The following is a 23,060-nucleotide window of genomic DNA, read 5'->3' on the forward strand; positions in this document are numbered from 1 at the left end:
GCCGGGTGGCGGCTGCGCCTGACCCGGCCTACGCCTTATGGGAGTCATTATGTCGTTCTGCCACATGCGCATCGCCAGACCGGTCAGCGAACTGGAGACCAGCGCCAGCATGTATTGCGCCGGGCTGGGGCTGCAGGAACTTGGAAGCTTTACCGATCATGAAGGATTCAGCGGGATAATGATCGGTTTGGCGGATGCCGGCTGGCATCTGGAATTCACCCATTGCCGCCACCATCCCGTCACTCCCTCGCCAGGAGATGAAGATCTGCTGGTGCTGTACTATCCGCAGCGTCAGGCCTGGGAGGCACAATGCAGCGCCATGGACGCCGCCGGGTTTCTGCGCGTCACGGCGTTCAACCCCTACTGGGAGGTCAACGGTGTCACTTTCGTCGACCGCGACGGCTATCGCACCGTGCTGCAAAACCGCGCCTGGGGCGTGGTGGGCGATGAGTCGCATGTGGCGGCGAGCTGACGATGATCGGGGCTGGCGTCAACCGCTGCAAAAGCAATTATTTACCTTCGGACAGACAACGTTCCCGTCGGTTACCGATAAAACGCCTTCGCGACTCGCCAGCCTTCTCGCGGCGCGCTATGCTAAACATCCCTATGTATTAACCCTTTATCCCTATGAGCACTTCCGTCAGCACCACGCAGCTTAATTTGCGCATCATTTCGATCGTTGTTTTTACCTGTATCTGCTATCTCTCCATTGGTCTGCCACTGGCCGTTCTACCGGGTTATATTCACTATCAGCTGGGCTACAGCACCTTTGTCGCCGGTATAGTGATCAGTCTGCAGTACATCTCCACGCTAATAAGCCGGCCGCACGCCGGGCGCTATACCGATATCTGGGGCCCGAAAAGAGTGGTTAGCCTCGGGATCGTCTGCTGTCTGCTTAGCGGCGCCTTCACGCTGCTGGCGGTAATGTTGCAGACGATGCCCATGCTGGCGATTGCCGCGCTGTTGGCGGGCCGGGTATTTCTTGGCGTCGGCGAGAGCTTTACCGCCACCGGAGCCACCCTCTGGGGGATCAAAACCGTCGGCGCGATCCATACATCACGGGTGATCTCGTGGAACGGCGTGGCGACCTATGTGGCGATGGCGGTGGGCGCGCCGCTGGGGGTCACTCTTAACCACTATTTCGGCATCAGCGGCTTTGCCACGGTGGTGGTGATGGTCGCCGCCATCGGCCTGCTGTTCGCCCGCACGCGGCAAGACGTCAGCGTGACCGCCGGTGTCAGAGCGCCCTTCCACGCGGTAGTGCGCAAAATCTGGCCTTATGGCCTGGGGCTGGCCTTTGGCACCGTCGGTTTCGGCGTTCTCGCCACCTTTATCACCCTCTACTTCGCCGCGCACAGCTGGCAGGGCGCCGCGTTTACCCTCTCGCTGTTCAGCGTCGGTTTTATCTGTGTTCGCCTGGTGCTGGGGAATACCATCACCCGCTACGGCGGAGTCCCGGTCTCCCTGGCCTGCTTCGTCATCGAATGTCTCGGCCTGCTGCTTATCTGGCTGGCGCCGTCAGCCTGGGTGGCGGGCATCGGCGCCTTCCTCACCGGCTCGGGTTTTTCGCTGGTCTTCCCGGCGTTGGGGGTTGAGGCGGTAAAACAGGTGGAAGAGCAAAACCAGGGGACCGCCCTCGGCACCTACTCGGCGTTCCTTGACCTCGCGCTGGGGCTGACCGGGCCGCTGGCCGGCTGGGTCGCCGGCTACTACGATCTCGCCACCCTGTATCTGCTGGCGGCGATCGTCGTCGTGTTCGCTTTCCTGCTGATTTTACGCGTACATCTGCAACAGCGGGCAGCGGTCAGGACGTAGCCAGGCCCGGCTCGCGGATCGCCGCGGGCTGCCGACACCGGCAAAAAACGAATCGGCAATTGACGACGATTCGGCTTCCGTGCCAACATCCCCCTCAGCGTCTGGCGACAGATGCAAGGACGGTGGCGGAAAACAACAGAGATCGCGCAACGATCCAGCCCGCCGCCGTAGTCCAATCCGAATCACTGACCCACACGGTGAATTCCTGATTCTGGCGGGAAACACAGACATGCACCAAAGTTTTAATCAGCGCGTTCATTTCTATTACTGCGTCCTGGTCGCGCTGAAGATGCACGGAAAGTCGAAAAAGTCGGGCGGTATCCGAGGAAAGAACAACTTTCTGCTGAAATGGCTGCGCCGGGCGCAGGATAACAACATTTTCCATCCCGATATCACCAGTGAAATCGAATGGCTGCGCGGGAAGATTATTCAGGCCGGCTACGATACCGATCTCGAGCCGATGCTGGATTTTGTTTACGCCACCGCCAGCCGCGCCGAAGCGCTGAAGAACGCCGAATAAGCCACTGCGCCCGCTGCGGGCGCAGATGCTGACCAATCCGCTTCCCCTCACAATGTGCCCATACCGCACGCGATAGCCTGCTGATGCCATTTTATCTGTGACAGTGTCACGCTGCCAGATGCTGCAGGGGATCATTACCCCCTGACAGGCGGCCCTGGGCGTTCTATGCTTTGCCCTGTCTCCCTCACACAGGACAACGCCCGATGGCTGACTGGAATCCTTCGCTGTATCTGCAGTTTGACGCTGAGCGCACCCGCCCGGCGGCTGACCTGCTTTCCCGTATCGCTCACCTGCAGGTTGAGAGCGTCGTTGACCTCGGCTGTGGGCCGGGCAACAGTACCCGCCTGCTGCGTGCCGCCTGGCCGCTGGCGGCGATCGTCGGTATCGATAACTCCCCGGCCATGCTGGACCAGGCGGCGCGGGCCTTACCCGACTGTGAGTTCATCGAGGCCGATATCGCCAGCTGGCGGCCTGCGCAACCGCCAGACGTGATCTATGCCAACGCCTCGCTGCAGTGGCTGGCGGATCATGAGACGCTGTTTCCGCATCTGGTGAATCAGCTGGCGGATAACGGTACGCTGGCGGTGCAGATGCCGGATAACTGGCAGGAGCCCTCCCATACTCTGATGCGTCAGGTCGCCGGCGAGCTGGGAATGCCGGACCGCGGCCGCCAGCCCTTGCTTCCGCCGGACGCCTGGTACGATCTGCTCACCCGACAGGGCTGTGAAGTTGATATCTGGCGCACCACCTATTTTCATCCGCTCGCTTCTCATCAGGCGATAGTCGACTGGCTGCAGGGCACCGGATTGCGACCTTATCTGACGGACCTCGATGAGCAGGCCAAAAGCGCCTTTCTGACCCGCTATTTGGCATCGTTGGCCGACCACTATCCGTTACAGTGTAACGGAATGGTGCTTCTACGCTTCCCACGTCTGTTTATCGTGGCGCGAAAAATAGCCGCCTGAGGGTTGCCTTGAGCGTGGCGTAAAACATAACCAATACATAAGCAAGTCGAGCCAGCAAACATTCCTGTTTTTCAGGATCAATTATCCTGAACATTGCGATATTCAACACATTCCTCAGCGTGCGACAGTGACGACCACTTCAACCTGTAACGGGAGTCACCATGGATACCACCCCTGTCGATCGCCACACGCTGGCTGCCATTGCGCCAAAACTGGCAGAACTGACCGAAACGGTGCTGTTTGGCGATATCTGGGCGCGCAGCGAGCTGTCGCCCCGGGAACGCAGCTTAATCACCCTCTCCGCCCTGACGGCGCTGGGCAAAACCGAGCAACTGCCCTGGCATATCGCCTACGGCTATCGAAATGGCCTGAGCCAGGAGGAAATTGTCGAATTATTTACCCACCTGGCGTTCTACGCCGGCTGGCCGGCGGCGGCCAGCGCCCTGACCTGCCTGAACGCGCAGGAGGCGCCATGCCTCTGACCCGTATTTCGCTTGGTACGGCATGGCGTCCCGCGGAGTTTGCTCAGCTGTCGGCGCTATTCCATGAGTGTCTGGTGGCGGAGTTTGCCGTGCCGCCGGCGGACAAATTTCAGTTTATCGAGCAGACCGCCGACGGGCAGCGCATTTACGACCCGCATTATCTTAGCGGCGGTCGCAGCGACCGCTTCGTGCTGTTTCATATTTTCGCCGGAAAACCGCGCCGCCGGGCGCAGAAACAGGGTCTCTATCGTCGGCTCTGCGCGCGGTTAGCCGATGAGATGGCGGTCAGCCCGCAGGACGTGATGGTGGTGATCCAGTTTAACCAGCTGGAGGACTGGAGTTTTAGCGCCGGCAAAATGGCGGGTGAATAAGTCAGGCGGCGCCTGCAGGGGCGCCGCGATTCAGGCTATTTAGTTGCTACCAGGCGAGATGATGCACCAGTGACAGATCCCAGGCCGTCGCCAATAGCGAAAGAAACATTATCAGATTGACCACTGTTTCGAGACGTTTTTCCATCGTTGCTTCTCCTGAGCCTGTTTCCCCTGTTATAGCGGGAAAAGCTTAACAGCATCTTATCGCTTCAGGAGTCAAGGGTGATCCTGTAGCGTACATAATCGTCAGCTGGGGTGAATTCATCATACAGGTGGCGGGCGGGATTATCACGGCGAGTATGCCAGTACAGACGTGACCAGCCTTGATCAGCCCCTTCGGTTTGCAGCGACTTGATCAGCGTTCTGGCAATGCCTTGTCCGCGGAAGGCTGGATCGACGAACAGATCCTCCAGATAGCAGATTGGCGTGGTGACCCAGGTGCCTTCGTGCAGAATGCAGATAGCGAATCCCACCACCGTATCATTCACCACTGCGACCCTGCCCAGCACGGGTGAGTTCACGTCCAGCATCCGCTGCCAGGTGCATTCGGTCCGGACTGCCGTAGAAGTGGGTATAGCCTTCCCAGAGCTGAAGCCATTCGGCTTTGTCATGCGGCCGTACTTCCCGGATATCGATGACCATGCGAGTTTCCTTACAGATGAATGAATTAGCCTGCGAACATTGGCAGGAACCAGGTATTAAGGCCATTATTTTCCTGCGCAGATATTTGTTCAAGCGGCTTAACCATAATTCCCGCCTGCGCAGGGCGATTTGGCACTAAAAAGCCTATTGCAGCGGGGCTGCTGACCGGCTCTATCGGGACAATAAAAAAGTATGTTGTAACTAATTTGAGTGCCAATAAACCCGGCCGCAGCCGGGTGAAGAGACTCCGCTATCAGCAGAGCGGCCTGACAGCGTCGCGCATTCCGCGGGTCAGAATAGCGTCAAGGTCAGCGGCGACCTGATCCACCAGTCCGGGGATCTGGCTTAGATCCTGCTCCCAGTGGGACTCCACGCTGAGCACAGCGGAAACCAGCTCGCGGGTGCTTATCTGACCGTCGCGATGGCGGGCCCAGAGCGTCTGGTAGCGCGTCAGCCAGTCAGCATCATCCTGTACCGGATAGCTTGTCCCCTCCCGCTCTCCTCGGTAGAAGGCAATCAGCGCCGCCAGCGCGAAGGTCAGGCGCGGCGGCAGCGTGCCATGCGCCTTCTGCCCTGCCAGCAGCTGCGGCAGAATACGGGTGCGGTACTTGGTCATGCCGTTGAGGGCGATCGAGAGCAGCTGATGTTTGATATAGGGATTGCGGAAGCGCCCGGTCACGGCGCTGGCGAATGACACCAGCTCATCGCGCGGCAGGTCCAGCACCGGAATAATCTCGTCATAAATGGCTTTTTCGACAAACGCGCAAATCTCCGCGTCGTTCATCGCTTCGCCGACGGTGTCGATTCCAGCCTGGAAGGCCACCGGCACCAGGGCGGTGTGCGCCCCGTTAAGGATCGCCACTTTGCGCTCTTTATAGGGCTTGATATCGTCGACGATACGCACATTCAGCGGCAGCTTATCGAGACGCAGCTCGCTGGCCAGCGAAGCGGGCCCCTGGATAACAAACAGATAGAAGTGCTCGGCGGTATCGAGGAAAGCGTCTTGATAGCCGGTTTGCGCCTCCAGAGCCGCCACTTCATCGCGCGGATAGCCGGTCACAATGCGATCCACCAGGGTGGAACAGAAGGTGTTCGCCGAGGTGAGCCAGTTGATAAAGTCCTGCGGCAGCTGCCACTCGGCGGCATAGCGCAGGACCAGGGCCTGCAGCGCCTCACCGTTATAATCGATCAGTTCGCAGGGGATAATCACCCATCCCTTATCGGCTGCGCCGGCGAAATGCTGGTAACGCTCAAATAGCAGGCGGGTTAGTTTCGCCGGATAGCTGACCGGCGGCGCGTCGTCAAACCGGTCCCCGGCATGGTAGCTGATGCCTGCCTCGGTGGTATTGGAGAAGACAAACCGTATCTCCGGGTTATGCGCCAGACGTAAAAAAGCGTCGTAGTCAGCGTAAGCGCTGATTTCGCGGTTGACCGATCGGATCAACCGCGCGTTGCTAACCGCTTCGCCCTGCTCGTTGAGACCACGGATAATGGTGGTATAGAGGCCGTCCTGGGTGTTCAGAGACGGTGGAAAATCCGTGTCAATGGGGCGAACGACCACGATGCCCGCATTCAGGTCGGTATGCTCGTTGAGCAGGTCGATCTGCCAGTCAACGAATGCGCGCAGGAAGTTGCCTTCACCAAACTGGACGATACGGTCAGGGTACTGCGCGCCGGGGAAATCACGACGGTTTAATGTTTTCACAATGGGTTCCCTCTAATAGTAGTCATACAACCTGAGTAATTGGTCCAATAAGTTATCAGGTTTTACGACCACTGAAACCCTGTTTTGATCAAAGCATTCTGCAATAGCGGCCGTCAGGGCAGAAACTTATAGAACAGCGAGGTGGCAGTCATCTTGCCGTCTGGCATCAGCGCATAGCGCGGAATTTCCCCCACTTTTTCCCAACCGCAGCGAACATAGAACTGCTCCGCCCCGCTGCCGGTCGCCGTGTCCAGCACCAGCACTGTCTTCCCTTCCCGACGAGCGGTTTGCTCCAGCTCCGCCATCAGCGCGTTGGCAATACCCTGGCGGCGGGCATTTTGGTGAACCAAAAGTTTGGCGACATCCGCACGATGCGGCTGATTTTCCGGCTGGCTGATAATCAGCTGCACGGTGCCGACGGGGCGCGAGTCAGCGTCAAGGGCGGCCAGCACGATGCGCTCCCCGGCCGCCACACTGTCAGCGGTACGTTGCCAGAAGGTCGTCGCGGTTTGCAGACTAAAAGGCAGCATAAAGCTCACCGAGGCGCCGCCGTTAACGCAGCTGGCCAGGATATCGCTTAATGCCGAAAGATGATGAAGAATATCGTCACGCGACAGCGTGCGCAGTGAAAAGGATGTGGTCATAAGAGCTCCCTGTTATCGACCACATCACTATGTTTTTAACCAAAAATTAACACAAGAGAGATCCTGATAGGATTTTCTTATGGCGCGCTTTCGGTGAGCGCCGGCATACAGATGCGGTTACGGCCGGTCTGTTTGGCTTTGACCATTTCATCATCCGCCGCCAGCAGCAGCTGGTTAAACAGTTCGGTAATGCGGGCGTGGCCCACCTCGCGGGTCTCCAGTCCCATACTGATGGTCAGATGGATCGGGTTCTGACCGAGGCCGAAGGGTTGCGACTCCACACCGTGGCGGATCTTCTCCGCCAGCACATAGCCCTGCTGAGCGCTGTCGACGACGGCGGCCACCGCAAACTCCTCGCCGCCGATACGGGCAACCATCCCCTGCTCGCCCACCAGGTGTCGAACCTGCTGGGCAAACTGGGTCAGCACGCAATCGCCGCCTTCATGGCCCAGAGCATCATTCACTCGCTTGAAGCCATCGATATCCAGCACCATCACCGTCAGCAGCTTATCCGCCGGCAGCGCCTGGCGCTTCAGCGCCTCGCTCAGCCCGGAACGGGAATAGACGCGGGTCTGGAAATCAAAATCAGCGCGCAGGGCCAGCTGCTTCACCAGCATGTTAATCGCCTCGACGCTGGAGGCGACGATCACCGGGCTTATCAGCATAGCCGCGATCCCCAGGCGGGTGGAGAACAGCTGCCACGGCTGCATTCGCGTATCCGGCGAAAAGTGAATTAACGAGTTGGCCACCAGCAGTATCTCGCCGATGCCGGTGAGAAAGGTCAACAGGCAGGTCAGCGGCAGCGGATAGCGCACGGCGCACCAGATCAGGGCCGGTAACGGGAAGGTAATGCTGCCGGCGCCGCCCACCGCCACGCCGAGGGCAATCGACAGCACCAGCGCCAGCGCTGGCAGCAGCTGGTGAAAGCGAAAACCACTTAACGCGGATGGCAGCGTCAGGGTCAGAATAAACGGCAGGATAAGCACCGCCGTCGAGAACTGCTCGCTAAACCAGTCCGCCAGCTGGGGGATAAAGGTGGCGCGCTCGACGTCCACCGACCCCAGCGCGCCGACCGCTGCGCACAGCAACGCGGCTAACAGACAGAAACAGAATAAATTAAGCGCGTTAATCGGGCCTGGCATGGAATCGGCGCGTCGTTTATCCCACAGCACCAGCTGTGCCAGGGTCACAATAAAGACAATATTGGAGAAGTTAATCAGCAATGAGGCAAAGCCCATTCCCCAGCGCGAGGTTAATCCGTCATAGACCAGCATTGCCGCAAAGCAGACGGCATAAAAATAGCTGCGATTAAGCCATACGTAGCGCGCAAAAATCCCGGCCATCACGGCGTTGAGCGGCCAGAAGAAAGAGAGCTCCTGCACCAGACGCAGCATGGCGCCCAGAAAATGCAGCAGTAGCGTTAACGTAAATAAGACCAGTGCATCGCGCACGGGTTGTTCTTCACGAAACAGCGTAAATGACCGAATCGACAGTGAAGACATTCAGTAATTATCCGTCTAATTGTTTCAGGCAATTATTATGTTAATAGTTAGTTAGCGGATTATCATAACATGAGAATATTTATCAGGCATACTCCGGCGCCGATCAAATGCAAATTAGCGCACAGACGGCGCGTTCATCTGCAGCACCAGCCAGCGGTGGATCACCTGCACAATATAGCGCTGTTCCTGCTCGCTCAGCGCGCGGCCGTGGGGAATGGCGTGCCATTTTTCCAGGCAGCCGCGACAGCAGGTGGCGGTCGCGTGCTGGGCGATAAACACCGGGTGACCGCGCATCGGCGTCTGCTTGCCATCATTGGCCGGCGCGGCGGATGCCAGCCGCTGGCGAATGAAATCGGCGGCGTGCTGGTCGATGACCTCCGGTCCCTTATCGAGACAATATTGCCGCTCTTTCATCCCCAGCCGGAAGCGCGAACGAAACGTCGAGCGCGCCAGACGAGCAAACAACCGATCCTGATCGACCATCAGAACACCGACCTCCCCAGCCGCTGAGTCAGTTTCTCCAGCAGCGCCACCCCGGCCAGCGAGTTACCCGCCTCGTCAAGCTCCGGGCTCCACACCGCGATCGCCATCTCCTGCGGCACGATCGCCACAATTCCGCCGCCGACGCCCGATTTCGCCGGCAGCCCCACGCGCCAGGCGAACTCGCCGGCGTTCTGGTACATGCCGCTGGTCATCATCAGGGCATTCACCTGACGGGACTGAATAGGCGCGATAACCGGCTTTTCCAGGTGCGGGGCGATGCCGCGGTCGGCGAGGAAGAGAAAGGTTCGCGCCAGCTCGACGCAGCTCATCTCCAGCGAACAGTAATGAAAATAGTTCTGCAGCACGGTGGTGACGTCGTTATGGAAGTTGCCGAAGGATTTCATCAGCCAGGCGATAGCGGCGTTGCGTGCCGAATGTTCAAACTCAGAGCGGGCCACCAGCGGATCGTAGGCGATATCGGCCACGCCGCTGAGGCGGCGGACAATCTCCAGCATCCGCTGGCGCGGCGCGCTGAGCCGGCTCTGCAGCATGTCGCAAACCACCAGCGCCCCGGCGTTGATAAACGGGTTGCGCGGTTTACCCTGCTCGATCTCCAGCTGCAGCAGCGAGTTAAACGGCTGGCCAGAGGGATCTTTCCCCACCCGCTGCCAGATCTCTTCTTCCTGATAGTGGTTCATGGCCACCACCAGACTCAATACTTTGGAGATCGACTGGATGGAGAATCGTTCATGCGCATCGCCGGCGGCAAAATGTTGCCCGTCCACTGTACTGATAGCGATGCCAAGCTTGTCGCCGCTGACGCTGGCCAGCGCCGGAATATAATCCGCCACTTTACCGCGGCCAATCAGCGGCCTGATTTCTGCCAGAATGGCTTCCAGCATTGCGTTATTGATCACCGTCGCCACACGCGGCTCCTTGCCCACCGTCGAATTTTGGTGGGCGAGTATAGCAGACGAGAACGACGGTCGTCAGGGGCAAACGCAGATTAGCGACGGTCTTTCCAGACGGTCTGCGCATTGCAGAACTCGTGCAGACCAAAATGCGACAGTTCACGACCAAAACCGCTCTTCTTCACGCCGCCGAAAGCCACCCGGGCATCGCTGGCGCAGTAGCCGTTAAGGAAGACGCCGCCACACTCCAGCTCGCGGGCAAAGCGCTGAGCCTGCGCCTCGTCGGTGGTGTAGACCGTTGCTGACAGGCCAAATTCGCTGTCGTTGGCGAGGGCCAGCGCGTGGTCCGCATCTCGGGCGGTGGTCAGGGTCGCCACCGGACCAAACAGTTCCTGGCGGAAGCCGGTCATTCCGGCGGTGACGTTGCCCAGGACCGTGGGCGCGTAGTAATTGCCCGCCCCTTCGATTTTCTCCGCCCCCAGCAGCAGGGTCGCGCCTTCATCGAGGGTCGCCGTGACCTGCTGGTGCAGTTCATCGCGCAGATCGAATCGCGCCATCGGCCCGACGTAATTCTGCTCGTCGCGCGGATCGCCCATCTTCAGCGCCGCGACGGCGTCGACAAATTTGCGGGTGAAGGCTTCGGCAATGCCGGCTTCGAGGATAAATCGTTTCGACGCGGCGCACACCTGGCCGCTGTTCTGATAGCGGCCGGTGACGGCGGCCTTTACCGCTTCATCCAGATCGGCGTCGTTCAGGACGATAAAGGGATCGGATCCCCCCAGCTCGAGCACGCATTTCTTCAGCGCTGCGCCCGCCTGAGCGCCAATCGCTTTTCCGGCGCGGACGCTGCCGGTGACGGTCACCGCCGCGATGCGGTCGTCATTGATAATCTGCGAAACGCCGTCATTGGTGGCATTGACCCAGCCAAAAACCCCCTCCGGCAGGCCAGCGGCGGCAAAAATTTCGCCCAGCAGACGGGCGCTGCCCATTACGTTAGGGGCATGCTTCAGCAGGTAGCTGTTGCCGGCCAGCAGGATCGGCACCGCGCCGCGCAGCACCTGCCAGACCGGGAAATTCCACGGCATCACCGCCAGAATGGCCCCCAGCGGACGATATTCGATCACCGCCTGGTTATTTTCCACCAGGGTGGCTTCGGTCGCCAGCATCGCCGGGCCATGTTCGGCATACCAGTCGCAGAGGTTGGCGGATTTCGCCACCTCGCCGCGAGCCTGAGCAATCGGTTTGCCCATCTCGAGCGTGATCGTCTGGGCCACCTCTTCACCGCGGGCGCGCAGCTCGGCCCCAATGCGGCGCAGCGCGTCGGCGCGTGCGGCGAGCGGCGTCTGACGCCACTGGCGATAACCCGCCGCGGCGAGAGCGATAGCCGCGTCGACCTCGCGTTCGTTGGCCCACGGCAGCGAGGAGACCACCTCACCGGTAGTCGGGTTGACGGATACGGCGTGCGTTGCAGATAAATTCATCGTTATTCTCTCTCTCGTTGCTTGCGAAGTGAGCGTATTCTGGCTTACCTTTCCATTCATTGAAAATGAATAATATTAAGCAACGCATTCACAAAAGAAGAATGGTATGGACCTGACTCAACTTGAGATGTTTAACGCTGTCGCCAGCACCGGCAGCATCACCCAGGCGGCGCAAAAAGTGCATCGTGTGCCGTCCAACCTCACCACCCGCATCCGCCAGCTGGAGGCTGATCTTGGCGTTGAGCTGTTTATTCGCGAGAACCAGCGGCTGCGCCTCTCCCCCGCAGGCCACAGCTTTTTACGCTACAGCCAGCAGATCCTCGCCCTGGTTGACGAGGCGCGAATGGTGGTGGCGGGCGACGAACCCCAGGGGCTGTTCTCTCTCGGTTCGCTGGAGAGCACCGCGGCGGTGCGGATCCCCACCACCCTGGCCCACTTTAATCAGCGTTACCCGAAAATTCATCTCGCCCTCTCCACCGGCCCCTCCGGGACGATGATCGACGGCGTGCTGGAGGGAGCCCTGAGCGCCGCGTTCGTTGATGGACCGCTGGTGCATCCGGGCCTGGAGGGGCTGCCGGTGTTCCCTGAAGAGATGATGATCGTCGCCCCCTACGGCCACGCGCCCATCGCCCACGCCAGCGAAGTGAACGGGGCAAATGTCTACGCTTTTCGCGCCAACTGTTCCTACCGCCGGCATTTTGAGAGCTGGTTCCATGCCGACAGAGCGACCCCGGGGAGGATCCACGAGATGGAGTCTTACCACGGGATGCTGGCCTGCGTGATCGCCGGCGCGGGCCTGGCGTTGATCCCGCGCAGTATGCTGGAAAGTATGCCCGGCCATCAGCAGGTATCCGCCTGGCCGCTGGCGGAAGAGTGGCGCTGGCTCACCACCTGGCTGGTGTGGCGCCGGGGCGCCAAAACCCGCCAGCTGGAGGCGTTTATAGCGCTGCTGAACGAAGATCGGCGAACAGCGGTTTCTCCATAAACACGCTGAGCGGATCGGGCTGGTAAGGGGCAAACGCGCAGCGGGTCTGATAGCCGTTGCGCGTATAGAGGGTGATGGCCGCATGCTGATGGATGCCGGTCTCCAGGCGCAGAGTATGGCAGTCGCGCTGCCGCGCTTTCTCCTCCAGGACCGCCAGCAGCTTTTCTCCCAGCTGCTGTCCGCGGTGCTGCGGATCGATATAGACCCGCTTCATCTCGCCAAAACCTTCAGCGCTGAGGACGATAGCCCCGCAGCCAACGGCTTCGCCCTGCGGACTGCGAATCGCCAGGGCGATCACTGTATCTGGCGGCATCTGGCCGAGGTCCAGCAGATGGTTGCTCTCTGCCGGGTAGAGTGTCTCCTGCCAGGCGTCGAGGGCGGCAATCAGGGCGGTAAATTCGGCGTCGGTGGGGGCGATGTCGGTAACGGTATACATAGGTGAGCTCCTTTTTTTACGCCACTGTAGCGCGCCTCAGGACGGTTTCCGCCATAGCATTAACTTATATTGCCGCTAACCACTTGCGCTAACTCACTGAAACACAGTAATTTTATCCCCTGCCGTTCGTTTTTGAGAGCTGAATATGCACACCAAAGCCCGTAAAGTGATGATTATTGGCGCCGGCAACGTCGGCGCGTCGGCGGCCTACGCGCTGCTCAATCAGAGCATCTGCGAGGAGCTGATCCTCGTCGACATTAACCAACAGCGCGCCGAGGCCCACGCTCAGGACCTCAGCGATGCCGCGGCCTATCTGCCGGGGATGATGACCATCTCTACCCGCGAGGCCAGCGACTGCGCTGATGTCGACATCGCGGTGATCACCGTCTCCGGCGGCGCGCTGCGTCCAGGCCAGAGCCGACTGGATGAACTGACCACCACCGCGAAGATAGTGAAGCGCATCGTGCCAACGATGATGGCCAATGGGTTTAACGGCATCTTTCTGGTGGCCACGAACCCCTGCGACATCATCACCTGGCAGGTATGGCAGCTCTCCGGCCTGCCGCGCAGCCAGGTGCTGGGCACCGGCGTCTGGCTGGATACCACCCGCCTGCGCCGTCTGCTGGCGCAGGAGCTGAACATTGGCGCCCAAAGCATCGACGCTTTTATCCTCGGCGAGCACGGCGACACTCAGTTTCCGGTTTGGTCGCACTCCTCGGTGTATGGCTCGCCGATAGCCGACCTCTACCAGCAGCGCACCGGCCGGCCGCTCGACCGCGAGGCGATGGCCGACAAAGTGCGTAAGCTGGGGTTTGAGATCTACGCCGGTAAAGGCTGTACGGAATATGGTGTGGCAGGCACCATCGCCGAGATCTGCCGTAATATTTTTACCGGCAGCCACCGCGCGCTGGCGGTCTCCTGCATTCTTGACGGTGAGTACGGGGTCTGCGGCGCGGCGGCTGGGGTGCCGGCGGTGCTGGCCCAGGGGGGCGTGGAGCAGATTATCGAACTGCGGCTCGCCGACGAAGAGCAGGCGAAGTTCAGCCAGTCGATTGCGGTAATCAAAGCCAATATCGCGCGTCTGCCCTGATGGCAGACGGCGACGTCTGGTTCAGTCGGCAATGATCAGCTGTGGGGAAAGGGTCACCAGCGCCTCGCGGGTCGCTTCCGGCAGGTGGCTGTCGGTAACGATATCGGTCAACGACTCCAGCGGGGCAATGTTGAACAGTGACCAGGCACCGTATTTCGAGCTGTCCGCCAGCAGGATGCGCCGGCGGGCATTGGCCATCAGATCGCGCTTCAGGGCGGCCTTCTCTTCCGTCGGGGCGGTGATCCCTTTCTCAAGGTCCCAGCCGTTGCAACTGACGAAGGCGAGATCGGGCCAGATGGCCTGCAGCAGGCGGCGGCCGTGATCGCCAATGCACGACTGGCTGCTGTCATCGATGCGGCCGCCGATAATCGTCACTTCAATCTGCTTAAACTCCGACAAAAACAGGGCGATATGTAAATCGCTGGTGATCACCCGCAGCGGCAGATGGGTGATCTGCCGCGCCAGTTCAATCATGGTGGTGCCGGCATCAAGCACAATGGCGTCGCCGGCTTTCACCAGCGCTGCCGCCGCGCTGGCGATCGCCTGCTTTTCCAGCGGGCTGCGCTGGGCTTTCTCCAGCGTCGTCGGCTGGGCAGGAATAAACCGGTTTAACGTCACCCCGCCATGCGTGCGGCTGATCACCCCTTCCTGATCGAGTTTGATCAGGTCACGGCGAATGGTGGCCGGCGAGGCGTTGGTCGCCGCCACCAGCTGGTCGACTGTCACCAGATTATGGCTTTTCAGGAAGTCCATAATCTGCTCTAACCGGTTATATCCCTTCATGTTATTCCTGCGCGATGTGCATGGCGAGCTCAATGGAGGTTGCCATGCTCTCAGACTTCGCTTTACCTGTCCAGGCAATATCAAACGCGGTGCCATGATCCGCAGAGGTGCGGATAAACGGCAGCCCGGCGGTGATATTCACCCCATCATAGAATCCCAGCAGCTTCAGCGGGATGTGCCCCTGGTCGTGATACATCGCCACCACCATGTCGTACATCCCCTCATGACACTGCATAAACACCGTATCCGGCGGACAGGGTCCGGTGACCGCTATCCCCTGCGCCTGCATGGCGGCGACCGCCGGGGCGACAATGCGGATCTCTTCATCGCCAAACAGGCCGTTCTCCCCGGCGTGCGGGTTGACGCCGGCGACCGCAATACGCGGACGCGGATAGCCGACGCGGCGCAAAAACCGATCCGCCACGCCAATCACCGTCTCAATCCGCGGCTGGTTGAGGGTATCGAGGAACTGGCGCAAGGAAATATGGGTCGTGATATGGATAACTTTAAGTTTCTCGGTATACAGCACCATGGCGTAATCGGTAGTCTGCGTCAGGTGGGCCAGCAGTTCGGTATGGCCGGGATAAGCGTGCCCGGCGAGATGCAGCGCCTCTTTATTCAGCGGTGCGGTAGCGATGGCCGCGACCGCGCCCTCCAGTGCGAGGGCGGTCGCCCGTCTGATGCAACGAAATGCCAGATCGCCCGCCTGAGCCTGGACTTCACCAGGACGCAGAACCTGCGGATCGCTGAGCGGTTCATCGATAACGTTAATCGTCGCCGGGGTAAATACTGCTTCGGCGGGATGGTCGATGATGCGCAGCTCCACCCGCGGCGTGATATTCAGCGCCAGGATCCGCCGCAGCGTCTGCGCGCAGCCTACCACCACCACCGGCGCGCCGCTCAGCGCCCCCTCGGCGAGGGATTTAATAATAATCTCCGGACCAATACCTGCCGGGTCGCCCATTGTGACTGCAATCATTTTAGACACTCAGTTTCTCCTCAATAAAATTCACAACATGTAACAGCGTGGTATCGGTGCCGAATCCTCCGGCTTTGGTCATCACCGGCCGCGACCAGCGGCCACCGAGAAAATGTCCGTAAGGAACGCAGGCCGCCACCCGGCCACGGATCTGGAAACCGCTGGCACCCAGCGCGTGCGCGACGGCGATGGCTACATCACCACCGGAAAGATACAGCGCGCCCGGAGGGCACTGCGCCACCGCCTGCGCCGTGACGTCGGCAAGCCAGGCGCAGATGCGCTCCCCGTAGGCCGCGCGGCTGAGGCCATGTTCGCGACACTGGGCTTCAATCCCGTGCCGGGCGGCGTGATTCGGGCGGGTGGTCACCACGCAGTGCTGCCCCTCACGCAGCACCTCGGCGATCCGCGAGGCTTCCTCCTTCGGCGATCCGCTAAAGGCCTGTTCGACATCAATTTCAATCTTCCTCACTCGGGAATGAGCCTGCAGCGCAGCGACCTGGCGCTGCGCCATCTCGCTCATCGAACCAACCACCGCCAGCAGAGGCCCCTGCTCGCTGCGGCGAAGGCGGCGGGCCAGCGCCTCGCAAAGTCCCGCCGAGCCGACCAGCAGTGTCTCTCGCGCATGGGGCGCGACGGCGTCGATCACCTGATCCAGTTGGCTGTCTTCCCAGGCGTCGACAATCAATACTCGCTTCTCCTCGCCCGCCATCGCTAATGCCGCCGGGAGCTGGGTAGCGTTCAAGGTCAGACAGGGAAGACGGCTCTGCATGGCGATAATTTCGCTAATCTCCGCCCGGCTCACCGGCGTTTTCGGGTCGCTGGCAAATTCGGTCTGATCGAGGGCCACCCCATACACATAGCAGCGTCCGTCACGGGTATGCCGCCCGGCCGCCGGATACGCCGGCGCCACCACCGCCACCCGGCAGTTCTGCACCGCCATCATGGCCTCCAGCTCGGCACCGGGGTTCCCGCGCAGCGTGGAGTCGATCTTCTTTACCTGCCAGTGTGGGACGAATGTCGCTGCGTCGCGCAGCAGAGCGGTGACCTTATCCGCCGCCTCGGCGGCGGTCATCGCCCGGCTGTCGCTGTTGAGAATTAATGCCCGCACGGAGGACGTCTGCCCGGCGGTGAATGCCACTTCCACCGCCATTCCCGCCTCTGCGAGGCTGACCCCGGCGTCATTGGCCCCGGTAAAGTCATCCGCCAACACCAGCACGTTGTTATTGCCGTCGTTCATTGTCCTGCCTTGTGGTCGATGAAATTATGAATTGATTATATTCAATCATAATTGATTAAATGTGAGCAAGCTCAAGTTATTAACCCGCCGTATAAATTATAACTTTTCCCCACCAGACGAGTTCCATAACTCACGAATGATTGAAAATAATCAATTGCTACCAAGGAGAAACGCGTGGCGACGATACATAGCACGATTATCAGCGGGGCGGGTGCCTCATCGGCTCTGCTCCCGTTATTGGCCGGTAAAACCTCTATCCTGCTGGTGACCGACAAGAACGTCGGGGCGCTGGAAGCAACCCAGGCGATCCATCGTCTGCTGGCGGCTGAGGGGCGTGTAGTTGAGGTCATTGACACGGTACCGGCCGAGCCCAGCCATCACGATGTGGCGCAGATCGTCAGCCAGCTCGACGCCAGCCAGCCACAGTTAGTTGTTGGCATCGGCGGGGGAAGCGTGCTGGATGTAGCAAAATTGCTGTCCGTACTTCTGCACCCTGAGGCGCCCGCTCTGACGGCCCTGCTGGCAGGCGAGCAGCCGCAACGACGGATCGGCTCATTGTTAATCCCGGCCACCGCCGGGACCGGCTCCGAAGCGACGCCGAACGCCATTCTGGCAATCCCCGAGCAGCAGACCAAAGTGGGGATCATCTCCCCGGTGCTCCTGCCGGACTATGTCGCCCTGCTACCGGAGCTGACCACCAGCATGCCGGCCAGCATCGCGGCGTCGACCGGCATTGATGCCCTGTGCCATCTGCTGGAGTGCTTTACCTCCACCGTCGCCAATCCGGTAAGCGATAACGCCGCGTTAATCGGTTTGCACAAGCTGGTGCGCCATATCGAACGCTCGGTGAATCAGCCGCAGGATCTGACGGCGAAGCTGGAGATGCTCTGGGCCTCGTGGTACGGCGGCGCGGCGATTAACCATGCGGGCACCCACCTGGTACATGCGCTCTCCTATCCGCTCGGCGGCACCTGGCATCTGCCGCACGGAGTGGCCAACGCCATTCTTCTGGCGCCCTGTATGCGGGTGATCCGCCCCCACGCGGTGGTGAAATTTGCTCAGGTCTGGGATCTGATCCCCGACGCGGATCGCACGCTCAGCGAGGAAGAGAAATCCCATGCGCTGGTCGCGTGGCTGGCGGCGCTGGTCAAACGTTTACCGCTGCCCGATAACCTCGCCGCTCTCGGCGTGCCGCAGGAGAGCATTCCCGCCCTCAGCGCGGCGGCGCAAAACGTTAAACGCCTGATGAACAATGCCCCCTGCAGCGTCAGCCGCGAAGAGATCGCGGCCATCTACCAGACGCTGTTTCCAGAACATGCCTAACAGGAGAAAGTAAAATGAGGAAAGCTATCAGCGGCGTACTGACCGCCATCGTCACCCCCTTTACCGTCGAGGGCGCGCTTAACCTGCCAGCGCTACGCCAGCAGGTGCAGCGCCAGATCGCCGCGGGCAACGGCATTTTCTGCGGCGGCACCAACGGCGAGTTTTTTGTCCTCAATGAGGAAGAGAAGATCGCCGTCGCCAGAACCTGTGTGGAAGAAGCGGCCGGTCGCGTCCCGGTGGTGGCCCATATCGGGGAGGTTTCTACCCGCGAGACTCTCCGGCTGGGCCAGCAGATCGCCCGCCTCGGGGTTGATGCGGTATCGGCCATTACCCCGTGGTTCGTGCCCTTGAAGCAGGAAGAACTGATTAACCACTATACGGCGATCGCCGACGCGCTGAGTGTCCCGCTTTTTCTTTACAACATTCCCGCCCGCACCGGGAACACCATTGCCCCGGAGACCGCGCGTCAGCTGGCCAGGCACGAGAATATTGTCGGCATTAAGGATAGCGCCGGCAGCTACGACAGCCTGAAAGGTTTTCTCGACGCGGTGCGCGATATCGACGGTTTCGACGTTCTGAACGGACCGGACTCGCTTATCCATCAGGGATTTGTCGACGGCTGTTCGGCGTGCATCTCGGGGCTTGCCAACGTCGCGCCCGCGGAAATTAACGCCATCTGGTCGCGCTTTCACGCCGGGGATATCGTCGGATCGCGCCAGGCCCAGGAGCAGGTAACGGGCCTGCGCACCGATCTGTATAAAGTGGCGTTCTCGCCTGCGGCGGTGAAGAAAGCTCTGCAGCTAATGGGTCATGAGGTGGGCGACAGCCGCTACGCGGTGCAGTTCAGTGACCAGCAGCTGCAGGAAATTCGCGGCATCATTGCCCGTTATTTAGCGTAATACCCGCTGCGTTTCGTAAATAAAACAGACCGGGTACCGTCGTACCCAGGATTCGTACGCCCAGAGAGAGGCTAAGATGAATCATTTTACCGCTGAAGATACCTTTATTATTGTCGGCATTGTCATTGCCTATATTCTGTTTACCACCTGGCTGACATTCCGTATTCGTAGTAAAAATTCCGGGGATTTTATGGAAGGCTCGCGCGCCATGCCGGCCTTAATTGTCGGTATATTACTGATGTCGGAATATATTGGCGCCAAATCAACCATCGGTACCGCTCAGGCCGCCTTTGAGAGCGGCATTGCCGCTTCATGGTCCGTGCTGGGGGCAGCCATCGGTTTCCCGCTGTTCGGTTTGATTCTGGTAAAACGCATCTATAACACCGGGAAAATCACCATTTCCGGCGCTATCGCTGAGAAATATGGCACCAGTACCAAAAATATCATCTCCCTGATCATGATTTATGCGCTGTTGCTGGTTAACGTGGGCAACTACGTCAGCGGCGCCGCGGCTATCTCCACCGTCTTAAAAGTCAACTTACCCGTGGCCGCCTTTATTACCGCCATCGTCAGTACCTTCTATTTCGCTTTCGGCGGCATGAAAGGCGTCGCCTGGGTCACCATGTTACACAGCGCGTTAAAATACGCCGGACTGCTGATCATTCTGGGTTTTGCTCTGTCCAAAACCGGCGGCTTCACGCCGATGATTGAGAATATGCCGGATTACTACTGGACGTGGGATGGCAGCATTGGCGCTGGCACCATCTTCGCCTGGCTTATCGGCACCATCGGCTCCATCTTCTGCACCCAGTTTGTTATCCAGGCGATCAGCTCCACCAAAGATGTCCGGTCAGCAAAGCGTTCCACCTGGATCGCCTTCTTTTTCTGCCTGCCCATCGCCCTTGCCATCGCTATCATCGGCGTGGCGGCGAAATATCTGCATCCGGAAATCAACAGCCTGTACGCCCTGCCGGTATTTCTGCAGGACATGAACCCGTGGCTGGCGGGACTCGTGACAACGTCACTTGTGGCCTCGATATTCGTCAGCGTTAGTACCGTTGCCCTAGCCATTGCCTCGCTGGTGGTGAAAGATTTCTACGTGCCATGGCGTAACCCGACCCCGGACCAGGAGTTCAGAGCCACGCGCTGGGCATCGTTAATTATCGGCTTCCTGCCGCTGGTCTTTGTGCTGCTGGTGCCGGAAGTGCTGAAACTCTCCTTCTTCACCCGCGCCATCCGCCTGTCCATTACCGTGGTGGCGGTTATCGCCTTCTACGCACCGTTTTTCCGGAGCACCCGCGGCGCCAATGCCGGTCTGATCGGCGCCTGCGTGGTGACCTCCGTTTGGTATTTACTTGGCGATCCGTTCGGCATCAATAACATGTATGTCGCCCTGGCGACCCCGGCGATCATTATGGTCCTCGATCGCTTGATCCCGAATAAATCACAATCATCTCCTGCCCCTGTTGAGCAACGTGGAGTCTAAAACATGACCACAATACCTTCTTTCGACGGCGTCATTCGCCAGCACCCACAAGATGAACATATCGCATGGGCGATGCTCCCCTGCGCCTGCCCGCAAAATCATGCCGCCAACCTGCTTCAGCTGAAAGATGGCAGCCTGATGTGCGTCTGGTTCGGCGGCTCGCAGGAAGGGAAAGCCGACATTTCGATCTGGGGATCGCGGTTAGCCACCGACAGCGATCGCTGGAGCGAAGCGGTTAAGCTCTCTGACGATCCTGACCGCTCGGAACAAAATCCGGTGCTGTTTCAGGCGCCTGACCAGGTAGTGTGGCTGTTATGGACGGCGCAATACGCCGGCAACCAGGATACCGCCATTGTCCGCTACCGCCAGTCACATGACGGCGGGCAAAGCTGGGGTCCCATCGACACCCTGTTGGATCAGCCCGGTACCTTTATTCGCCAGCCGATTAGCGTCATGCCTGACGGCAGCTGGCTGTTGCCAGTGTTTTACTGCCGCACCGAACCAGGCGAGAAATGGGTGGGTAACAATGACGTCAGCGCGGTGAAAATCTCCTCAGACGGCGGCATAAGCTGGCGTGACGTGGCAGTCCCGGAGAGCCTTGGCTGCGTCCATATGAGCATCACCCCGCATCCCGACGGCGGACTGGCGGCCTTCTTTCGCAGTCGCTGGGCGGATCATATCTGGTTCAGCCACTCCAGCGACCAGGGTGAAAGCTGGTCTGCGCCGGCGCCCACGACGCTGCCGAACAATAACTCGTCCATTCAGGCGACAACTCTCGACAATGGCGAACTGGTGCTGGTGTTCAATAATATGAGCGCCGCCGGAGCCACTGAACGCCGTGCCTCGCTGTACGATGAAATTGCGGATGACGATGGCCGTAAGGAGCCGGAAACAACCGGGAAAAGCGCCTTCTGGGGCGCGCCACGCGCGCCGATGACGGTGGCGATTTCACCCGATGGCGGCAAAAGCTGGCCGTGGTTGCGCAATCTTGACGAGGGTGACGGCTACTGCATGACCAATAATTCGGAGCAGAAGCTGAACCGGGAGTTCTCCTACCCCAGCATCAAACAGGGAGCAGACGGTAATTTGCATATCGCCTACACCTGGTACCGCCAGGCGATCAAGTATGTTCGCGTTTCGCCACAGTGGGTGAAAGGAGCAAGCGCATGATTATCGGTAATCTGCAGGCGCTGCAGCAGGCTGGCCTGCCGCCGGCGTTAAACCAGCTTTTGAGCAGCGAGGTCTGCTCGCTGGCCGCCCTGAGCGCCAGAGAGGATGGCCGGTTCCAGCCCGACGGCGCGCCGTGGTTCTGCACCCTCAGCGTGGTGCAAACCCAGCCCGCGGCCGAGCGGCATACGGAATATCATCGCCAGTGGGCGGATATTCAGGTCATCCTGGCCGGCGAGGAGCGGATCCAGGCGGGCATGGCTCCCGCGATGCGCCCGGAAGATAATGAGATTAAGCCCGACCTCTATATCTGTCAGCCGGCCCCGGAGAGTGTCTCTATTCTGCTGCGTCCCGGCGACTTCGCGGTCTTTTACCCCGGCGAACCGCACCAGGCGCTGTGTGCGGTTTCGACGCCAGCGCCGGTCAGAAAGGCGGTATTCAAGATCCCGGCGGCGATGCTGGAGGCGCGATGAAGCAGGCAATTGTAACCGGGGCCAGTTCCGGGATCGGCGCCGCGGTGGTGAGGCAGTTGCTGGAGGACGGCTGGCAGGTGGTCGGCATGAGCCGTTCGCTGCCGCCCTTCTCACAGCCGAACTTTCGCCATCTGACGGTCGACGTCAGCCAACGCAGCGCGCTGCTGGCGGCGCTGGAGCAGATTGAGCCTCCTCAGGCCATCATCCACGCCGCGGGCTCGATGACCGCCGCAACCCTGGGCAATCTGGATCCACTGCACGGCGAGTCGCTGTGGCGTTTACATGTCGACGCGGCCCAGACGCTGGTCAATCACTTCGCCCCGGCCATGAGGCCGGGTGGGGGGATTGTTCTGCTGGGAAGCCGTACATCACGTGGCGCAGCGGGTCGTTCACAGTATACGGCCACCAAAGCCGCGCTGGTCGCCCTTGCCAGAAGCTGGGCGGCAGAGCTGGCGCCCGCTGGGGTGACGGTCAACGTGGTGGCGCCCGGGGCAACCGATACGCCGATGCTCCGTCAGCCCGGCAGGGAAAGCTCCCCGCCACAGCTGCCGCCGCTGGGGCGGCTCATTACCCCGCAAGAGGTGGTCTCGCTGATAAGCTGGTTATTGAGTGAGGGCGCATCGGCGATGACCGGACAGGAGCTGGTGATGTGCGGTGGCGCCTCCCTCGCCTGATGACGCA

24 protein-coding genes and 1 pseudogene are annotated in these 23,060 nt (G+C 60.1%); 14 read left to right on the forward strand and 11 right to left on the reverse strand.

Features of this window, described 5'->3' with window-relative positions:
* Positions 1–49 precede the first annotated feature (49 nt).
* The 6 genes from GT756_RS11020 to GT756_RS11045 all read left to right on the forward strand — a co-directional run bounded on the left by GT756_RS11020 (position 50) and on the right by GT756_RS11045 (position 4,153).
* Positions 50–472 carry a VOC family protein gene (locus GT756_RS11020; protein ID WP_043519546.1) on the forward strand — a complete coding sequence of 141 codons (423 nt, stop codon included), beginning with the start codon at positions 50–52 and terminating at the stop codon, positions 470–472.
* A 155-nt stretch (positions 473–627) separates the two neighbouring features.
* Positions 628–1,815 carry an MFS transporter gene (locus GT756_RS11025; RefSeq protein ID WP_080840954.1) on the forward strand — a complete coding sequence of 396 codons (1,188 nt, stop codon included), beginning with the start codon at positions 628–630 and terminating at the stop codon, positions 1,813–1,815.
* A 229-nt stretch (positions 1,816–2,044) separates the two neighbouring features.
* A complete protein-coding gene (locus GT756_RS11030; protein WP_004205945.1) occupies positions 2,045–2,335 on the forward strand; it encodes a hypothetical protein in 291 nt (96 codons plus the stop codon).
* Between the two features lie 203 nt (positions 2,336–2,538).
* A complete protein-coding gene (gene tam, locus GT756_RS11035) occupies positions 2,539–3,300 on the forward strand; it encodes a trans-aconitate 2-methyltransferase (RefSeq protein WP_043519544.1) in 762 nt (253 codons plus the stop codon).
* 161 nt (positions 3,301–3,461) lie between these two features.
* The gene (locus GT756_RS11040) at positions 3,462–3,782 is read left to right on the forward strand and encodes a carboxymuconolactone decarboxylase family protein (protein WP_004205948.1); all 321 of its coding nucleotides are present in this window, start codon (positions 3,462–3,464) and stop codon (positions 3,780–3,782) included.
* The gene (locus GT756_RS11045) at positions 3,773–4,153 is read left to right on the forward strand and encodes a tautomerase family protein (RefSeq protein WP_004205951.1); all 381 of its coding nucleotides are present in this window, start codon (positions 3,773–3,775) and stop codon (positions 4,151–4,153) included. Before GT756_RS11040 ends, GT756_RS11045 begins: the two co-directional genes overlap by 10 nt.
* A 209-nt stretch (positions 4,154–4,362) precedes the next feature.
* On the opposite strand, the pseudogene GT756_RS11055 reads toward GT756_RS11045, so the two are convergent.
* The 7 genes and pseudogenes from GT756_RS11055 to sad form a co-directional block, all read right to left on the reverse strand.
* A pseudogene (locus GT756_RS11055) lies at positions 4,363–4,795 on the reverse strand (N-acetyltransferase family protein).
* A 253-nt stretch (positions 4,796–5,048) separates the two neighbouring features.
* Entirely contained in the window at positions 5,049–6,500 is a 1,452-nt protein-coding gene (locus tag GT756_RS11060) for a tagaturonate reductase (RefSeq protein WP_160124781.1), read from the reverse strand.
* Between the two features lie 113 nt (positions 6,501–6,613).
* Complete coding sequence (locus tag GT756_RS11065; protein WP_064183707.1) at positions 6,614–7,144, reverse strand: GNAT family N-acetyltransferase; 531 nt, start codon at positions 7,142–7,144, stop codon at positions 6,614–6,616.
* 77 nt (positions 7,145–7,221) lie between these two features.
* Positions 7,222–8,646: a GGDEF domain-containing protein gene (locus GT756_RS11070; protein WP_004205958.1), complete on the reverse strand. Its 1,425-nt coding sequence runs from the start codon at positions 8,644–8,646 to the stop codon at positions 7,222–7,224.
* Between the two features lie 114 nt (positions 8,647–8,760).
* A complete protein-coding gene (locus tag GT756_RS11075; protein WP_004205959.1) occupies positions 8,761–9,129 on the reverse strand; it encodes a DUF4186 domain-containing protein in 369 nt (122 codons plus the stop codon).
* Positions 9,129–10,055 (reverse strand): glutaminase B, encoded by a 927-nt coding sequence (gene glsB / locus GT756_RS11080; protein ID WP_004205960.1) that lies wholly within the window; start codon positions 10,053–10,055, stop codon positions 9,129–9,131. Before glsB ends, GT756_RS11075 begins: the two co-directional genes overlap by 1 nt.
* Positions 10,056–10,135: 80 nt before the next feature.
* Positions 10,136–11,521 carry a succinate-semialdehyde dehydrogenase gene (gene sad, locus GT756_RS11085; protein ID WP_049115611.1) on the reverse strand — a complete coding sequence of 462 codons (1,386 nt, stop codon included), beginning with the start codon at positions 11,519–11,521 and terminating at the stop codon, positions 10,136–10,138.
* 106 nt (positions 11,522–11,627) lie between these two features.
* Here sad and GT756_RS11090 point away from each other — a divergent pair, with 106 nt between their 5' ends.
* A complete protein-coding gene (locus GT756_RS11090; RefSeq protein WP_017900362.1) occupies positions 11,628–12,506 on the forward strand; it encodes a LysR family transcriptional regulator in 879 nt (292 codons plus the stop codon).
* On the opposite strand, the gene GT756_RS11095 is transcribed toward GT756_RS11090, so the two are convergent.
* Positions 12,460–12,942, reverse strand: a complete 483-nt coding sequence (locus GT756_RS11095) for a GNAT family N-acetyltransferase (RefSeq protein ID WP_114506226.1) — start codon at positions 12,940–12,942, stop codon at positions 12,460–12,462. The two genes, GT756_RS11090 and GT756_RS11095, sit on opposite strands and share 47 nt — an antisense overlap.
* A 145-nt stretch (positions 12,943–13,087) precedes the next feature.
* On the opposite strand from GT756_RS11095, the gene GT756_RS11100 reads away from it, so the two are divergent.
* Positions 13,088–14,032, forward strand: coding sequence for an L-lactate dehydrogenase (locus GT756_RS11100; protein WP_032456013.1), 945 nt, complete (start codon positions 13,088–13,090; stop codon positions 14,030–14,032).
* 21 nt (positions 14,033–14,053) lie between these two features.
* Here GT756_RS11100 and GT756_RS11105 read toward each other — a convergent pair whose 3' ends face one another.
* Genes GT756_RS11105 through GT756_RS11115 form a run of 3 tightly spaced genes read right to left on the reverse strand, consistent with a single transcriptional unit; the run spans position 14,054 to position 17,031 of the window.
* On the reverse strand, positions 14,054–14,815 hold the full coding sequence (locus GT756_RS11105) for a DeoR/GlpR family DNA-binding transcription regulator (protein ID WP_048324158.1): 762 nt from the start codon (positions 14,813–14,815) through the stop codon (positions 14,054–14,056).
* A gap of 1 nt (position 14,816) precedes the next feature.
* Positions 14,817–15,803 carry a D-threonate 4-phosphate dehydrogenase gene (locus tag GT756_RS11110; protein WP_130938993.1) on the reverse strand — a complete coding sequence of 329 codons (987 nt, stop codon included), beginning with the start codon at positions 15,801–15,803 and terminating at the stop codon, positions 14,817–14,819.
* The gene (locus tag GT756_RS11115; RefSeq protein ID WP_060655798.1) at positions 15,796–17,031 is read right to left on the reverse strand and encodes a four-carbon acid sugar kinase family protein; all 1,236 of its coding nucleotides are present in this window, start codon (positions 17,029–17,031) and stop codon (positions 15,796–15,798) included. Before GT756_RS11115 ends, GT756_RS11110 begins: the two co-directional genes overlap by 8 nt.
* A gap of 174 nt (positions 17,032–17,205) precedes the next feature.
* On the opposite strand from GT756_RS11115, the gene GT756_RS11120 reads away from it, so the two are divergent.
* The 6 genes from GT756_RS11120 (at position 17,206) to GT756_RS11145 (ending at position 23,053) form a co-directional block, all read left to right on the forward strand.
* Positions 17,206–18,354, forward strand: a complete 1,149-nt coding sequence (locus tag GT756_RS11120; RefSeq protein ID WP_060655797.1) for an iron-containing alcohol dehydrogenase — start codon at positions 17,206–17,208, stop codon at positions 18,352–18,354.
* Between the two features lie 14 nt (positions 18,355–18,368).
* The gene (locus tag GT756_RS11125) at positions 18,369–19,253 is read left to right on the forward strand and encodes a dihydrodipicolinate synthase family protein (protein WP_064150080.1); all 885 of its coding nucleotides are present in this window, start codon (positions 18,369–18,371) and stop codon (positions 19,251–19,253) included.
* A 76-nt stretch (positions 19,254–19,329) separates the two neighbouring features.
* Positions 19,330–20,739 (forward strand): sodium:solute symporter family protein, encoded by a 1,410-nt coding sequence (locus GT756_RS11130; RefSeq protein WP_064183702.1) that lies wholly within the window; start codon positions 19,330–19,332, stop codon positions 20,737–20,739.
* Between the two features lie 3 nt (positions 20,740–20,742).
* A complete protein-coding gene (locus GT756_RS11135) occupies positions 20,743–21,909 on the forward strand; it encodes an exo-alpha-sialidase (RefSeq protein ID WP_064794840.1) in 1,167 nt (388 codons plus the stop codon).
* A complete protein-coding gene (locus GT756_RS11140) occupies positions 21,906–22,379 on the forward strand; it encodes a YhcH/YjgK/YiaL family protein (protein ID WP_048324142.1) in 474 nt (157 codons plus the stop codon). The genes GT756_RS11135 and GT756_RS11140 overlap by 4 nt, the downstream gene beginning before the upstream one ends.
* The gene (locus GT756_RS11145; protein ID WP_160124782.1) at positions 22,376–23,053 is read left to right on the forward strand and encodes an SDR family NAD(P)-dependent oxidoreductase; all 678 of its coding nucleotides are present in this window, start codon (positions 22,376–22,378) and stop codon (positions 23,051–23,053) included. Before GT756_RS11140 ends, GT756_RS11145 begins: the two co-directional genes overlap by 4 nt.
* Positions 23,054–23,060: the final 7 nt, after the last annotated feature.

It is taken from the genome of Klebsiella sp. Q2, from assembly GCF_009900705.1.
GTDB classification, from domain to species: Bacteria; Pseudomonadota; Gammaproteobacteria; order Enterobacterales; family Enterobacteriaceae; genus Klebsiella; species Klebsiella quasipneumoniae.